13 protein-coding genes and 1 pseudogene are annotated in these 16,832 nt (G+C 39.0%); all 14 read left to right on the plus strand.

What is annotated here, in order from left to right; all coding sequences use genetic code 11:
* The first annotated feature begins 235 nt into the window (after positions 1 to 235).
* The 14 genes and pseudogenes from citZ to dnaI all read left to right on the plus strand — a co-directional run bounded on the left by citZ (position 236) and on the right by dnaI (position 16,772).
* Entirely contained in the window at positions 236 to 1,354 is a 1,119-nt protein-coding gene (gene citZ / locus ABU914_RS03050) for a citrate synthase (protein ID WP_379668286.1), read from the plus strand.
* A gap of 841 nt (positions 1,355 to 2,195) precedes the next feature.
* Positions 2,196 to 2,596, plus strand: a pseudogene (locus ABU914_RS03055) (reverse transcriptase domain-containing protein); the annotation flags it as partial.
* A gap of 12 nt (positions 2,597 to 2,608) precedes the next feature.
* Positions 2,609 to 3,214 (plus strand): group II intron maturase-specific domain-containing protein, encoded by a 606-nt coding sequence (locus ABU914_RS03060; protein ID WP_379668343.1) that lies wholly within the window; start codon positions 2,609 to 2,611, stop codon positions 3,212 to 3,214.
* A gap of 73 nt (positions 3,215 to 3,287) precedes the next feature.
* On the plus strand, positions 3,288 to 4,559 hold the full coding sequence (icd, locus tag ABU914_RS03065; protein ID WP_379668287.1) for an NADP-dependent isocitrate dehydrogenase: 1,272 nt from the start codon (positions 3,288 to 3,290) through the stop codon (positions 4,557 to 4,559).
* A gap of 16 nt (positions 4,560 to 4,575) precedes the next feature.
* Positions 4,576 to 5,514 carry a malate dehydrogenase gene (gene mdh / locus ABU914_RS03070; protein WP_379668288.1) on the plus strand — a complete coding sequence of 313 codons (939 nt, stop codon included), beginning with the start codon at positions 4,576 to 4,578 and terminating at the stop codon, positions 5,512 to 5,514.
* Positions 5,515 to 6,069: 555 nt separating this feature from the next.
* Positions 6,070 to 8,700 carry a DNA polymerase I gene (gene polA, locus ABU914_RS03075; protein ID WP_379668289.1) on the plus strand — a complete coding sequence of 877 codons (2,631 nt, stop codon included), beginning with the start codon at positions 6,070 to 6,072 and terminating at the stop codon, positions 8,698 to 8,700.
* Between the two features lie 14 nt (positions 8,701 to 8,714).
* A complete protein-coding gene (mutM, locus tag ABU914_RS03080) occupies positions 8,715 to 9,539 on the plus strand; it encodes a DNA-formamidopyrimidine glycosylase (RefSeq protein WP_379668290.1) in 825 nt (274 codons plus the stop codon).
* Between the two features lie 60 nt (positions 9,540 to 9,599).
* Positions 9,600 to 10,274: a sporulation membrane protein YtaF gene (ytaF, locus tag ABU914_RS03085; RefSeq protein ID WP_379668344.1), complete on the plus strand. Its 675-nt coding sequence runs from the start codon at positions 9,600 to 9,602 to the stop codon at positions 10,272 to 10,274.
* Positions 10,275 to 10,357: 83 nt separating this feature from the next.
* A complete protein-coding gene (gene coaE / locus ABU914_RS03090; RefSeq protein WP_379668291.1) occupies positions 10,358 to 10,954 on the plus strand; it encodes a dephospho-CoA kinase in 597 nt (198 codons plus the stop codon).
* A 75-nt stretch (positions 10,955 to 11,029) separates the two neighbouring features.
* A complete protein-coding gene (locus ABU914_RS03095; protein ID WP_379668292.1) occupies positions 11,030 to 12,058 on the plus strand; it encodes a glyceraldehyde-3-phosphate dehydrogenase in 1,029 nt (342 codons plus the stop codon).
* 98 nt (positions 12,059 to 12,156) lie between these two features.
* Complete coding sequence (gene trpB / locus ABU914_RS03100; RefSeq protein WP_379668293.1) at positions 12,157 to 13,311, plus strand: tryptophan synthase subunit beta; 1,155 nt, start codon at positions 12,157 to 12,159, stop codon at positions 13,309 to 13,311.
* A 121-nt stretch (positions 13,312 to 13,432) separates the two neighbouring features.
* Positions 13,433 to 13,894 carry a transcriptional regulator NrdR gene (nrdR, locus tag ABU914_RS03105; RefSeq protein WP_379668294.1) on the plus strand — a complete coding sequence of 154 codons (462 nt, stop codon included), beginning with the start codon at positions 13,433 to 13,435 and terminating at the stop codon, positions 13,892 to 13,894.
* Positions 13,895 to 14,403: 509 nt separating this feature from the next.
* On the plus strand, positions 14,404 to 15,801 hold the full coding sequence (locus tag ABU914_RS03110; RefSeq protein ID WP_379668295.1) for a replication initiation and membrane attachment family protein: 1,398 nt from the start codon (positions 14,404 to 14,406) through the stop codon (positions 15,799 to 15,801).
* Positions 15,802 to 15,830: 29 nt separating this feature from the next.
* On the plus strand, positions 15,831 to 16,772 hold the full coding sequence (dnaI, locus tag ABU914_RS03115) for a primosomal protein DnaI (RefSeq protein WP_379668296.1): 942 nt from the start codon (positions 15,831 to 15,833) through the stop codon (positions 16,770 to 16,772).
* The last annotated feature ends 60 nt before the right edge of the window (positions 16,773 to 16,832 follow it).

The raw sequence follows: 16,832 nt of genomic DNA on the forward strand, positions 1-16,832 counted from the left end.
TTTAACTTATAGCTATCGTTTGTCGAAAGAATGTAGATTATCTTCGTATACGAGTTCTTTGTTATATAACAAGTTTGTCGAACGAGAAAATAATTTCCGTATATTCATTCCAAAATGTTGCAGAATTGTTTATAATTAGAGACGGTGAAAAAATAATGCCTTTGTTTTAATACAGTGGCAAGTTATTATATGTTATCTTAAAAGTACAATATGATATGGAAAGGGAGAGATTTTAATGACAGCAACGCGTGGATTGGAAGGAGTCGTGGCGGCGAATTCCGCTGTAAGTTCAATTATTGATGATGTACTTACTTACAGAGGTTATAATATTGATGATTTAGCAGAAAATGCAAGTTTTGAAGAAGTTGTCTATTTATTGTGGAATGATAAACTTCCGACAAAAGAAGAGCTTAATGATCTAAATGCACAATTAGCTGAACATGCTACAATCCCACAAGAGTTAATTGACCAAATGAAATCTTATCCACTGAAAGACGTTCATCCCATGGCTGCATTACGTTCAGCAGTATCAACGTTAGCGTTATATGACAGTGATGCTGATAACATGAGTGAAGAAGCGAACTATGCAAAAGCGATTAAAATTCAAGCAAAAATCGCGACAATCGTTGCTGCCTTTGCAAGACTCCGAAATGGACAAGAACCTGTTCAACCGAAAAAAGGATTAAGTTATGCAGCTAACTTTTTGTATATGCTATCAGGGAAAGAGCCTGATGAAATTTCAGAAACAGCATTTAATAAAGCGCTCGTATTACATGCAGATCACGAATTAAATGCTTCAACATTTACTGCTCGGGTGTGTGTTGCAACACTATCAGATATTTACTCAGGTATTACAGGAGCGATCGGTGCACTGAAAGGACCTTTGCATGGTGGAGCGAATGAACAAGTGATGAAAATGCTCTCTGAAATTGCTGAACCAGATAACATTCGCCCGTACTTAGATAATGCTTTTGCAAACAAACAAAAAATTATGGGCTTTGGACATCGCGTGTATCGTAAAGGGGACCCGCGTGCAAAACACCTACGTGAAATGTCGAAAAAATTAACAGGCATTACAGGTGAACAAAAATGGTATGAAATGTCAATCCAAATTGAAGAAATTATTAAAAATGAGAAAGGATTAGTACCGAATGTTGATTTCTATTCAGCATCTGTTTACCATAGCCTCGGTATTGATCACGATCTTTTCACGCCAATTTTTGCAATTAGTCGAGTGTCTGGATGGGCTGCACATATTTTAGAGCAATATAGTGACAACCGACTCATTCGTCCTCGTGCAGAATATGTAGGAAAAGTCAATCAAAAGTATGTGCCAATCGAAGAACGGGCATAATTAGGAGGGAACTTTCCCTCTTTTTTTATGTGCACCAGGCAGGGCGACTATCTAGGTTGTGAAAGTCCACTGTGGGGGTTCACATTGACCAACCACTAGAGAAGCGCAAGGTAAGTGCTGAAGGAAGCGTGTATCAAAATCTTAGCTCGACGAACGGAAATCTAATCGAAGGCTTTATAGGCGGATAAGGCTCCATAACAAGTCAAAGTCCAAAAGATGTGCGTAACCTATAAAGTAAATCAGACGAGTAAAAGAGGAAAGATAAACCCTGGGAGGTCTCACGAACAGCTGAGGAATCCCCTAAACAGAAAGCTGGTCGAAAGTGGTTTATCGTGAAAAGTCAGCCGAAGCCATAGTAGTGATAAATATCACGAAGGGCAGAACAATTTATAGTGTTTCTACGAAACGTCAGAATGTGATAATGAGGAAAGTATGAGCGTATCTCAGAGGATACTTAAAAGTGAAGTGTCTTTCGTCACGTGAAGGGAAAGGAAGAAACAGGTGTGGAACTCTTAGAAGAAAGCTTAAGCAATCAAAACATGATTAAAGCGTACAAGCGCGTCTACCGCAATAAAGGTGCAAGCGGATTCGACGGCGTGAGTGCAAAGAGTTAAAACAATATTTGAGAACGCATAAGGAAGAAATTCGCACACAAATTCGGAAGAGGAAATACCGTCCAGCCCCAGCCTTGCGAGTTGAAAACCAAAAGAAAATGGGAAAATGCGCAAACTTGGGATTCCCACAGTCGTTGATAGAGTTATCCAACAAACCATCAATCAAAAGCTTAGCGAAATAATTTAGCGAATACAGCTACGGTTTTGGACCAGGAAGAAATGGCAAAATGGCCATCATTCAAGTGCTTGATTATATGAATGATGAGTATACTTGGCTAGTCGACATAGACTTAGAGCGTTTCTTTGACACCGTCCATCACGACAAACTCATGAGAATCATCTCCTACACGTTTAAAGATGGGGATGTAATTTTCTTAATCCGAAAATACCTCGTCAGCGTTGTGATGGTTAACGGTCAATATCGAGCTACACCCGTGGGCACCCCACAAGGTGGCACCCTAAGTCCACTCTAAGCAACATCATGTTGAACGAATTGGACAAAGAATTGGAAGCCAGAGGACTACGCTTCGTTAGATATGCAGACGACAACCTAATTTTCGTCAGAAGTGGAAAAACGGCAAACCGAGTCATGACCTCCATTACCAAGTTTATCGAAAAGAAGCTAGGACTTAAAGTCTATGTGGAGAAAAGTCGAATCTCCCGTCCTAGCCAAACTAAGTTTTTAGACTTTAGTTTCTACTTTGACTCAAACAAAAAGCAGTTTCAACCGAGACCGTGTAAAACATCCGTTCAGAAATTCCAACGGAAACTCCGTCAGATCACAAAACGGAATTTAAGTATTTCTCTAGACGCAAGAATCATGAAGCTGAAACAAGTTATCGTTGGAAGGGTGAACTACTTTAAGATAGCGTATATGAAGAGTGTACTTCAAGCCATAGACGCAAAACTTCGATTTAGAGAACGCGTGATCATTTGGAAACAATGGAAGAACAACAAAAAGAGAATCAACGTACTTGTCGAAGAAGCAAAAGGCTTAATTTACTCCCGAAGAGGCTATCGTTTCATTGGACTATCGAAAGTCGTCCAAAGAAGCCTTATCAAACATACGCTTAAGGCAAAGGAGAATTCACTTTGCCCTATATTATTATCTAAAAGTCCACACTGCAATATAAACCGTCGTATACGGAACCGCACGTACGGTAGTGTGAGAGGAAAGTTAATCAACTTTCCCTGCTGTTCGATTCCAGAAAAGTCTGTCGATTCGCACCAGAAATTTCATGTGTGATGAAAGAAATAAAACGGCGCTTATGTTATAATACAAGTTGTGTGCATAAAATACATGAGGAGGTTTTTTCTCGATGGCAAATGGTGAAAAAATTACAGTACAAAATGGGAATTTAAACGTCCCGAATAACCCAATCATTCCTTTTATTGAAGGAGATGGGATTGGCCCGGACATTTGGGCTGCCGCTTCGCGTGTACTTGATGCAGCTGTCGAAAAAGCTTACAACGGTGAAAAGAAAATTGTTTGGAAAGAAGTGCTTGCTGGTGAGAAAGCACAAAAACAAACAGGTTCATGGCTTCCGGATGAGACTTTAGACACAATTCGCGAATACATAATTGCGATCAAAGGACCGCTTACGACACCAATTGGTGGGGGCTTTCGCTCGCTTAACGTTGCGTTAAGACAAGAACTCGATTTATTTGCCTGTGTTCGTCCTGTACGTTGGTTTCAAGGTGTTCCATCACCAATCAAACGTCCAGAACTGTGTGACATGGTCATTTTCCGTGAAAATACAGAAGACATTTACGCAGGAATTGAATACCAAGAAGGTACAGATGAAGTTAAAAAGCTGATTGACTTTTTACAAAACGAAATGGGTGCTGATAAAATTCGTTTCCCAGAGTCATCTGGTATTGGCATTAAGCCGATTTCTGAAGAAGGAACGAAACGTCTCGTAAGATCAGCGATCCAATATGCACTTACGGAAGGGCGTAAAAACGTAACACTCGTTCATAAAGGAAACATAATGAAATTTACTGAAGGTGCGTTCAAAAATTGGGGCTACGAAGTAGCAGAAGAAGAGTTCGGTGATAAAGTGTTCACTTGGGCTGAATATGATCGCATCGTTGAAAAAGACGGTAAAGATGCTGCGAACAAAGCGCAAGCTGATGCCGAAGCTGCTGGGAAAATTATCGTAAAAGACGCAATTGCAGACATCTTTTTACAACAAATTTTAACACGCCCTGCAGAATTTGATGTTGTGGCGACAATGAATTTAAATGGTGATTACATTTCTGATGCTCTTGCAGCGCAGGTCGGTGGCATTGGCATCGCACCTGGTGCAAATATTAATTATGAGACTGGTCACGCTATTTTCGAAGCAACACACGGAACTGCACCGAAATATGCGGGCTTAGACAAAGTGAATCCATCGTCAGTTATTTTATCTGGTGTGCTAATGCTAGAACATTTAGGCTGGCGTGAAGCAGCAAACCTTGTGATTACTGCAATTGAAAAAACAATCTCAAGCAAAGTAGTAACGTATGACTTCGCTCGTCTAATGGAAGGTGCAACAGAAGTGAAAACTTCAGAGTTCGGTGATGCTTTAATCAATAACATGGAGTAAGGAAGGAGAACGAACGGTGGGGATTAAACGTAAGAAAGTTTCAGTCATCGGAAGTGGTTTCACTGGTTCAACGACAGCACTCATGCTTGCGCAAAAAGAGCTTTGTGACGTTGTTCTAGTTGACATTCCACAAAATGAAAATCCGACGAAGGGAAAAGCGTTGGATATGCTTCAAGCAAGCCCTGTCCAAGGTTTCGACTGCAACATCATCGGGACAGCAGATTATAAAGATACTGCAGATTCCGATATCGTTATTATTACAGCAGGTGTTGCTCGTAAGCCTGGTATGAGCCGTGACGATTTAGTTAACACAAATGCACGTATTATGAAGTCGGTCGTGAAAGAAGTTGTGGATTATTCACCGAATACGATTATTATTGTATTGACAAATCCAGTTGATGCTATGACGTATACTGCATTTAAAGAATCTGGATTTCCGAAAGAGCGTGTCATCGGACAATCAGGTATTCTCGATACGGCACGTTTTCGTGCATTCATTGCTCAAGAGTTAAACCTGTCAATTAAAGATGTTACTGGATTCGTTCTCGGAGGACATGGAGACGATATGGTGCCGCTCGTACGCTACTCTTACGCAGGTGGAATTCCGTTAGAAAAATGGATAAGCGCTGAGCGTTTAGAAGAAATTGTACAACGGACGCGCACAGGCGGTGGTGAAATTGTTAACTTGCTTGGAAACGGCAGTGCGTACTACGCTCCTGCTGCGTCACTTGTAGAAATGGCTGAAACGATATTAAAAGACCAAAGACGTGTCCTACCTGTTATTGCTTACTTAGAAGGTGAATACGGTTATAACGGTATTTACCTTGGTGTCCCGACCATTTTAGGTGGTAACGGAATTGAAAGAGTCATCGAATTAGACTTAACAAATGAAGAAAAAGCACAGCTTGATAAGTCTGCAGATTCTGTGCGAAAAGTAATGGATGTTTTAAAATAATGAAGATGAAGAAGAGATTCGAGATTCGTATTCGAATCTCTTCTTTTTTAAAGCTGTTTTCTGTGGTTCTGAAACATTATTGATAAACTGCGACGCACAGGATGTGCTAGTGCAAATTTTTACGGTGGGACGAGTAATCGCAGTCCCAGACGTTGCCACAGGACTTAAACAATGCTCCCTCGAGTATGCTGTGCTGAGAGTAAACCCAGAACAATACATCTCTGAGTAAACATTGGGAGTCTCGAACGTGGCGTTCTTGGTTTGCGTACCATAAGTACTGCTTTGGAAATACACTTCGCTTTCCTACAGAGGCCTTCGTGTATTTCCTCCGCTTCAAACTACTGATGTATTTACAGTAATAACACTAGAAGGTTAACAGAGCAAAACAAGTGCATAGCTTCAACTAACGTAGTTTCTTTTAACTTCTTAAGAAATGCAAAAAACTTTAAGAGAAGCGTAATTTTTAATAACTGTATTTTCAATTGATTGTCATGACATGGTAAAATGACTTAAGGAAAGTACGGTTTTCTATTTATGTTGTAGGAGGTTGTGTCTTTGAAAAATAAATTGGTGCTGATCGATGGTAACAGCATCTTATACCGCGCATTTTTTGCATTGCCGCTTTTAACGAATTCAAAAGGTGTGTATACGAATGCTGTATACGGGTTTGCACAAATGCTCCTCAAAGTAGTTGATGAAGAAAATCCATCACATATTTTAGTTGCATTTGATGCAAGTAGCAAAACATTTCGACATGAAAAGTACGAAGATTATAAAGGAGGTAGACAAAAGACTCCGCCTGAACTGTCTGAACAAATTCCTTATGTTCACGAACTGCTTGATGCTTTTAAAATTCCGAGATATGAACTTGAACTATATGAAGCAGATGATATTATTGGAACTCTTTCTAAACAAGCCGAAGAAGGCGGTTGGGAAGTGAAAATCATTTCAGGAGATAAAGATCTTCTTCAACTAGTAAGCGATCACGTTACTCTCCACTTTACAAGAAGAGGAATTTCAGAAATTGACGCTTATGATCCGAAAGCTGTAGAGGAGGAATATGGAATTAATACGTCCCAACTCATTGATATGATGGGACTGATGGGGGATCCATCTGACAATATTCCCGGAATTCCTGGTGTTGGTGAAAAAACAGCAATCAAATTATTAAAACAATTTGGTACACTAGAAAACGTCATGAATTCGCTCGATGAAGTTTCTGGGAAAAAGCTAAAAGAGAATTTAGAAACTCACCGTGACTTAGCTTTTATTAGTAAAGAGCTCGTTACGATTGATCGAGATAGTCCAATAGAAATTTCACTTCAAGACATTACGTTCCAAGAACGTGATCATGAAGCAATTGTACGTCTTTTTTCAGATTTAGAATTTAAAACGCTCCTTAAGCGATTTGATCATCAGAATGAAGATACGGAGCCATTTGAAGAAGACGTGGCATTTACAACGGTACGTAACATTACCGATGACATCCTCGTTGATGAAACAGCGCTCATCGTAGAAGTTGTTAATGATAATTATCATGACGCCGATATTTTAGGGATTGCGCTCGTTAATAAAACAGGAAATTATTTTATTTCTACGACTGATGCTTTCGCATCTTCTACATTTGTAAATTGGCTTGAAGATGAATCTAAGCAAAAATGGACATTTGATGCTAAACGTGCTGAAGTTGCGTTAGGCTGGAAAGGAATAAGGCTGAGAGGTCTAACATTTGATGTCTTAATTGCTGCATATTTATTGAACACTATTGAAGGGCGCCATGATATTGCTGAAGTGGCAAATAGAGAAAACCTTCATTTCGTTCAATCCGATGAACAGGTGTATGGCAAAGGTGCAAAACGCAAAGTACCAAAACAGGCGATCGTCGCTGAACATCTCGTGCGCAAAGCGAAAGCAGTGTACGAATTAAATTCGATTTTAAGCGAAAAATTAACTGAAAATGAACAGACTGAGTTACTTCATGAACTTGAAATGCCACTTTCTCACGTATTAGCGAAAATGGAGTTGCGAGGCATTCGCGTAAATGGCGAACGGTTAAAAGAGATGGGTGGCGAACTCGAGAAACGCTTATCTTCAATTGAACAGGAAGTGTACAAGCTTGCGGGTGTTGAATTTAATTTAAATTCACCGAAGCAATTAGGCGAAGTGTTGTTCGAAAAATTGAACTTGCCCGTCATTAAAAAAACGAAAACAGGCTATTCTACTTCTGCTGACGTATTAGAAAAATTAGAAAGCCAGCATGAAATCATTCCATATATTTTAATGTACCGCCAGCTTGGAAAGCTCTATTCAACATATATTGAAGGTTTGCTCAAAGTGATTAATGAGCAGACGGGAAAAATTCATACGAGCTTTAACCAAGTGCTGACACAAACAGGTCGTCTTAGTTCGACGGAACCAAACTTACAAAATATCCCGATTCGGCTTGAAGAGGGTCGAAAAATTCGTGAAGCTTTTGTTCCGTCTCAACCTGATTGGGTTATTTTTGCTGCCGATTACTCGCAAATTGAACTACGCGTTCTTGCGCATATTGCGAAAGACGAAAAGCTTATTCAAGCGTTTAAAGACAATATGGATATTCATACAAAAACAGCAATGGACGTCTTTCATGTTCATGCAGATGAAGTTACTGCACTTATGAGACGTCATGCTAAAGCTGTTAACTTTGGGATCATTTATGGTATTAGTGATTACGGATTATCCCAAAGTTTAGGAATTACTCGAAAAGAAGCTGGGGAATTTATTGAACGTTACTTACAAAGTTATCCTGGTGTTAAACAATACATGGATGAAATCGTGAAAAAGGCGAAACAAGATGGCTATGTTTCAACATTGCTGCATAGAAGACGTTACTTACCAAACATTAAAAGCCGAAACTTTAATTTGCGCAGCTTTGCAGAACGAACGGCGATGAATACGCCGATTCAAGGGAGTGCGGCTGACATCATAAAGAAAGCAATGATTGAAATGGAACAGCGTCTTCAAGAGGAAAAGCTAAAAACGAACATGCTTATACAAGTTCATGATGAACTCATTTTTGAAGCACCGAAAGATGAAATTGAAACACTTAAAATCATTGTTCCAGAAGTGATGGAAAACACAATAGCATTAGAAGTCCCCCTCAAAGTTGATTATTCTTACGGTCCAACTTGGTATGATGCGAAATAAGGGGAGAGAAGGAAATGCCAGAATTACCAGAGGTAGAGACAATTAAACGAACACTTCAACGTCTTGTTATCGGAAAAACGATTCAAGATGTCACCATATTATGGGGAAACATTATAAAACAACCTGCTGATGGAATGGAATTTAAAATTAAATGTCAAGGCCAAACGATTCACGATATTGACCGAAGGGGAAAATTTTTAAAATTTATTTTGGATGAGGATGTTCTTGTTTCACATTTGCGGATGGAAGGTCGTTATATGTTGCAACAATCGAATGAACCTTATGAAAAACATACACATGTTATTTTTTCATTTACGGATAATACAGAATTACGATATATGGACGTAAGGAAGTTTGGTACGATGCATTTGCTTCCAAAAGGCGAAGAGGAACAGCGCGAACCGTTAGTAAAACTTGGAGTTGAACCGTTTTCAAACGAATTTACCCCAGACGTCCTTCAGAAAGCATTTCAAAGAACAAATAGAAGTATTAAAGCAGTCTTGCTCGATCAATCAATTGTCGTTGGTTTAGGCAATATTTATGTCGATGAAGCGTTATTTCGTGCTCAAATTCATCCGACACAAAAAGCGAATAAATTACCGGAAAAATCACTTGAAACGTTACATGCTGAAATTATCGAAACATTAAAAGAAGCCGTTGACAAAGGCGGAAGCACCGTTCGTTCATATGTAAATAGCCAAGGTGATATGGGCATGTTCCAACTGAATCATTTTGTTTACGGGAAAAAAGGCGAACCATGTCGAAAATGCGGAACCGAAATTGAAAAAACGGTCGTAGCTCAGCGCGGGACTCATTATTGCCCAAAATGTCAAAAATAGCTTAACCGCTACGTACGTCAAACTAGCTCCTCCCATATACTATGTTAGCTTCGAAAAAGTATAGCTCATTCGAAATCGGAGGGAGGAGAAGAAATTGTGGCAGAATCGTTCGCATTATTACTTTTAGCTTTTGCGGTTAGTGTTGATGGATTTAGCGTTGGATTTACGTATGGACTTCGTAAGTTAAAGCTACCGTACCGGTCGCTCGTTATTATTGCGACATGTTCAGCTGTTTTTTTCTTAGCTGCAATGGGTGTAGGTTCGATGATTGAATCAGTTGTTTCCCCTATAGTTGCTGAAAAGCTTGGAGGAATCATTTTAATAGTCATTGGTTTTTGGATCGTATTTCAAAGCCAGAAAGCAAAGACAAAGGTGAACAATGGAAATAAAGACTATACGATCGTCCATTTCGAAATAAAATCATTAGGTATCGTTATTCAAGTGTTGGAAAAGCCGACAGTAGCGGACTTAGATAAGTCTGGGACGATAACAGGCATTGAAGCGTTAATTCTTGGAATTGCTCTCTCATTAGACGCAATCGGAGCGGGCATTAGTGCTGCATTGCTCGGATATTCTCCTTTCTTTATGTCGCTTTCAGTTGCAATGATGAGTTCCATTTTTGTTTTAAGTGGTATGAAATTTGGTTTGCTTTTTTCAAAACTAAAATGGATCGAAAAGTTCTCTATTTTACCAGGATGCTTACTTATGTTAATCGGAGTTTTAAAACTTGCGTAACGCAGCGGGAGATCGGAGCGTATCCCGATTTCCCTTATTTACATAATGATGATAAACAAGCTTGTTGAATTGGAGGAGATACTATGATTATCGGCTTAACAGGAAGCATTGCAACAGGAAAAAGTACGGTTGCTAAAATGTTCAAAGATTTAGGTATTCCTGTCATTGACGCAGATAAAATTGCAAGAGAAGTTGTTGAGCCGGGAGAAGAAGCGTACGAACAGATCATTCAGCAGTTTGGAACAAACATTTTATTTTCGGACGGTACGTTAGATCGAAAAAAACTTGGTTCGATCGTTTTTCAAAATGAAGATAAGCGGGAAACGTTAAATCAAATTGTACACCCTGCGATTCAAAAAAAAATGGACGCTTATAAAAATAATTATTTACAACAAGGCTTCAAAACGATTGTCCTAGATATTCCACTTTTATTTGAAGGAAAACGTGATCGCAATGAATTTGATAAAATTTTGCTTGTTGCTGTCTCTGAAGATATTCAACTTGCGCGTTTACTCGAACGGGATAAAATGGGTGAAGAAGATGCAAGAAATCGAATCAACTCGCAAATGCCGATTAAAGAAAAAATTCCGCTCGCTGATGCAGTCATATACAATAATGGCACGCTCAATGAGACAAAAGAGCAATTATTAAGGATTTTAAACGATTGGGATGTAAATTAATTGTTTCATTATGAATATTATATGTTATACTATTAGTAAAATAAGTATAGCATATATCACGGAAGGGGCATCTTAATGAAAACGAAAATAGCAATTAATGGCTTCGGAAGAATCGGGAGAATGGTCTTTCGAAAGGCGATTACTCGCGATGATTTAGATGTTGTTGCTGTGAATGCGAGCTACCCTGCGGAAACACTTGCACATTTAGTTAAGTATGACAGTGTGCACGGAACGTTTGATGCTGATGTGAAAGCTGGCGAAAACGCGTTAATCATAAATGGAAAAACAGTAAAGCTGTTAAGCAATCGAGATCCGAAACAACTACCATGGAAAGAACTTGAAGTTGATATCGTCATCGAAGCAACAGGTGTATTTAAATCAAAAGAAACGGCTGGTTATCATATTGAGGCGGGTGCAAAGAAAGTATTAATAACAGCACCTGGAAAAGATGAAGACATTACAATTGTAATGGGTGTTAATGAAGAACAATATGACACCGAAAAACATCATATTATTTCTAATGCTTCTTGTACAACGAACTGTCTCGCACCGGTTGCGAAGGTGATTGACGATGCTTTTGGTATTGAACGTGGACTGATGACGACCGTTCATGCGTATACGAATGACCAGAAAAATATTGACAATCCACATAAAGACTTACGTAGAGCGAGAGCTTGCGGCATGTCAATCATTCCAACTTCAACAGGAGCTGCAAAAGCATTATCAAAAGTATTGCCCCATTTAGAAGGAAAAATGAACGGCATGGCATTACGTGTTCCGACACCAAATGTATCACTCGTTGATCTTGTCGTCGACGTGAAAACACCAGTTACTGAAGAAACGGTGAATCGTGTGCTCAAAGAAGCATCTGAAGGTGAGTTAAAAGGAATTCTAGGCTATACGGAAGAACCGTTAGTCTCGATTGATTTTAATGGGAATGAAAACTCATCCATTATCGATGGTTTATCAACGATGGTCATGGGTGAGAACAAAGTAAAAGTACTTGCTTGGTATGACAACGAATGGGGTTACTCATGTCGTGTCGTTGACTTAGCGGCACATGTCGGACAAGAAATGTATAATCGCTCAGAAGTAGGGGTTTAATCACCTCTACTTTTTTTGTTATAAATCGGAACTATACATTTTTAAACGAACCTGGTACACTTAATCATGTAGATTAATATAGATGGAGGAGAGCTTAGATGAGCTTAGTGAAGGAAAAGGGTTATTTTGGTCAATTTGGTGGGAGCTTCGTTCCACCAGCCTTACAGGAAGTATTATCGAATTTAGATGCGAACTTTGAAAAATATAAAGATGATGAAGATTTTATTCAAGAATTTAAATATTATTTAAAAGACTTTGTTGGTCGCGATAACCCGCTTACGTTTGCGAAACGATTAACTGAAAAACTAGGCGGTGCAAAAATCTATTTAAAGCGTGAAGATCTAAACCATACAGGTGCACATAAAATTAATAACGCCATCGGACAAATTTTACTAGCAAAACGAATGGGATTAAAGCGAATTATCGCTGAAACAGGAGCCGGGCAGCATGGAGTGGCAACAGCGACGGCTTGTGCGATGTTCGGAATGGAATGTGTCATCTATATGGGTGCTGAAGATACGAAAAGGCAAGCATTGAACGTGTTTCGAATGGAGCTGTTAGGTGCTAAAGTTGTCTCTGTAGAAAAAGGACAAGGAAGGCTAAAAGACGCAGTCGATGAAGCATTAAGTGACCTCGTTCAAAATCATGAAAATACGTTTTATTTGCTCGGATCTGCAGTCGGTCCACATCCATATCCTACAATCGTAAAACATTTTCAATCGATCATTAGCGAAGAGTCGAAAAGACAAATCGTTGAAAAAGAGGGGAAATTACCGACAGCGGTCATTGCCTGTACGGGCGGAGGAAGTAATGCAATCGGTGCATTTGCTCACTATTTGGATGACGAAGACGTTCGTCTTATCGGTGTAGAGCCTGATAAAGCACCTTCGTTAACGAAGGGAGTCCCTGCTGAGATTCACGGATTTAAATGTTTAGCCTTGATCGATGAAGAGGGGAACCCGATGCCAACGTATTCAATCGCAGCGGGTTTGGATTATCCTGGAATTGGACCGGAACATAGTTATTTGAAAGAATCTGGTCGTGCTGAATATTATGCTGTTTCGAATGAAGAAGTGTTAGAAGCATTTCAAATTTTGTCGAAAACAGAAGGGATTATTCCAGCTTTGGAAAGTGCTCATGCGATTGCATATACATTAAAATTTGCACCGACTTTATCGAAAGATGACGTTCTTATCGTAAACTTGTCTGGACGAGGCGATAAAGACGTTCAACAAGTGTTTGATATGTTATAATTACAACGAGTGGCGAGGCAAAGGGAGTTGTTGAACCTTTGCCTCTTTTGATTTTCATTGTAAAATGTCGAAAATCCTGCTATTCTTAAACTAATGTAATGATGGAGTGGAGTGATTTGAAGTGCGCTGCCCAAGTTGTCAACATAATGGTACGAGAGTTTTGGATTCAAGACCAGTACATGATGCCCGCTCTATTCGCAGGAGGAGAGAATGTGAGTCTTGTAATTTTCGATTTACGACATTTGAAACTGTCGAGGAAACTCCACTAATCGTTGTAAAAAAAGGCGGAACGAGAGAAGAGTTTAGTCGGGACAAAGTGTTAAGAGGAATGATTAAAGCATGCGAAAAACGTCCTGTGCCTTTAGAAGTTTTAGAAGATGCAGTGAACAATATTGAAAAAGATATACGAAATGAAGGGTCCCTTGAAGTAAGTAGTGAAGATGTTGGGGAACTCGTCATGGAATATTTGGCAGATATCGATGAAGTGGCTTACGTACGATTTGCATCCGTATATCGTCAATTTAAAGATATTAACGTTTTTGTTGAAGAACTTAAAGAATTGCTAAAACGAGTGGATAAATAAATAATTTTCCATGTTAAGAGAGCCTAAAGATGTATATGAACCTTTAAGCTCTTTTTTTAGCATCGGCTTTATCCATAATTACTTGCTTTTTTATTTTCACGATTTGACGAAACAGTAGTCATTACCGCTCCTTCATAATACTTTGCTTTCCGCGGGCATGCTTGAGCCTCCACGCTAAAGGAATGGAGATTAAAGTCGTCACGCTCGAGACCCTCAATCATTATTCGAAGACGTATTGTTCTATGTATATTTTCAGTACAGCATACTCGACTGTCTTTGTTTGAGTTCTTATTGCAATGTCAGGGACTATGATTACTCTGCCCATTAGTACTCCTGTACGTCAGAAAATTTCGTACGAAGCCGTTCTTTGCTTCTAAGGAAGTTGTTGGTGTTACGCGCGGAAAGCGACTACTTAGAGCTTTTACCGCACAGCTTATTAATCTTGCTAGAGAAACAGTTTTTTAGAAATTTACTTCTTCGTAACAGGAATTGAGAAGGTTGGGGAAAACATGAGCAATCATTGGAAAGAATTGCTACCGGTTGATCGGTATCAAGTTCGTGCAAATGGAATCATGCACGAATTTTATCGAAAAACGTTAACGACATTATATCAACCGTTAATCGGTTCGATCGCGTATAGTCTTTATATGACATTATGGAGTCAAATAGACTCAGAGCGTGACTGGAGTAAGCCTTCAACCCATCGCAGTTTAATGAATGTCGTGCAACTGGATTTAAAACAAATTTTAGCGGGGAGGAAAAAATTAGAAGGGATTGGGCTGTTAAAAACATTTGTCAATGCTGACAGTGAGCCAAGAGATTATTTTTATTTACTTGAAGCTCCGCTCTCACCGCGTCATTTTTTTAACGATGGGGTATTAAATGTCTATTTATATAACCGATTAGGTCATTATCACTTTCAGCAATTAAAAAAAGAATTTACAGCTTCAGAACTAACTAACGAAAGCGATTATCAGCAAGTAACCGCTGCTTTTAATGATGTGTTTGAATCTCTTCATCCTTCAGAAATGGCCGTAAAAAAAGCTTCAGAAATGGAACAAGCGATGAAGTTGGAATCGGGAAATGATTATATCGATGAATCAGAAGGGACATCGATTCGCATATCTAACGACTTTGATATCGATTGGCTTAAGAAAAGTGTTTCAGATTTAATTGTTCCAGACGAAGTGTTTACAGAAATAATTATCGAAGCGATAAAAAAACTAGCATATATTTATAAGCTCGAGCCGTTGCAAATGAAACAGATTGTTGAAACGACTTACCTAAAACATAACGACCTTACGGTTGAAGCACTACGTAAAGGAACTCATGAATGGTACGCTCTCCAACATAATAACCAATTGCCACACTTAAGTATACGTGTTCAACCGCCATTGTACCGAGAGCATGTGAAAAATAAGCCTGAAACTGAAGAAGATAAAGCGGCACAACTGTTTGAAACGATTAGCCCATATGAACAACTTGAGAAGATAGCTGGTGGCGCAAAACCTGCTGAAAGTGATATTAAAATAGTCGAATCACTTATGTTCGATCAAAAGTTATTACCTGGTGTTGTGAATGTCCTCATCGAATATGTCATGCGTACAAATGATATGAAGCTACCACGTGCTTACGTAGTCAAAATTGGTGCGCATTGGGCTCGCAAAAATATAAAAACGGTAAAAGAAGCGATGGCACTTGCACGAGCAGAACATCAAAAATATCAAGAGTGGTCAAGTCAAAATAAGCAAAGAAAAACGTCTACTTCAAAAAGAAACGAGAGAAAAGATACGCTTCCGAAATGGATGACAGATGAATACAAAACGCAGAAACAACAACCTGCTAATTTTGAACAGAAGAAAAAGCAGCTTGAAGCCCGATTGAAAAAAAAGTATAAAGAAAAATAGTGATAGTACTGTAGTGAGAAGGTGACAAAGTGGAACCGATCCGAGATACTTTGACTGAAATGATGAAGAACAACAAATTTCAGTCAACGTTTTCGAAAATAAAGTCAGAAGTGTTAGCGAATCGTGAGATTCAAAAATTGATTAAAGACGAATCGATTACGAAACTAATGCTAGAAAACGGTCTGGCGAAATTATATGAATTCGATCAGCAACAAAAAAATTGCCTCGCATGTCCTGGATTAGAAAATTGTAAGAATATCATTCCTGGGTATAGTCCAGAGCTGATTGTCTCGCATGAAGCGATAGATGTCACATACAATCGCTGTCCCTTGAAAATTAAATATGATGAAGAATATCGACAGCAACAGCTGTTTGAAAGCTTATACATTCCGAAAGAAGTTGTGAATGCTCGTTTGTCACAAGTTGACATTGAGCCTGAGCGGATTGAAGCGATTCAACTAGCTGATAAATACGTAGATGAATTTGAAGAAGGAAAAACGAAGCATGGACTTTACTTTTATGGTGATTTTGGAGTCGGGAAAACTTTTTTAATGTGCGCAATTGCTAATGAATTAGCGTTTCAAAAGCAAGTAAAATCACTCATTGTCTACACTCCTGATTTTTTTCGCGAATTGAAAAATGCAATTGGGGATGATACGTTTCACGATAAGCTAAATTATATTAAAACTGTTCCATTGCTCATCTTAGATGATATTGGTTCCGAAACTATCTCAAGTTGGATTCGTGATGATGTACTCGGGTCGATCTTGCAGTATCGCATGATGGAAGGTTTGCCGACACTATATAGTTCAAACTATGATTACGATGGGTTAGAAGATCATTTAGCGTATTCAGCAAAAGCTGGAACGGAACTGCTGAAAGCGAAACGAATTATGGAGCGCATACGTCATTATACCATTGCTCAATTTATCGGAGGAGCTAACCGAAGAGCAAACTACATTCAAAAATAACTCATTTTTTTCCTTTTGCGCCATATATTTGTACAAGGTATGACGCAAAAGGAGGGGATG

Origin of the sequence: Pueribacillus sp. YX66 (assembly GCF_041725775.1) — a bacterium.
In the GTDB taxonomy this organism is placed as follows: Bacteria; Bacillota; Bacilli; order Bacillales; family UBA6769; genus Pueribacillus.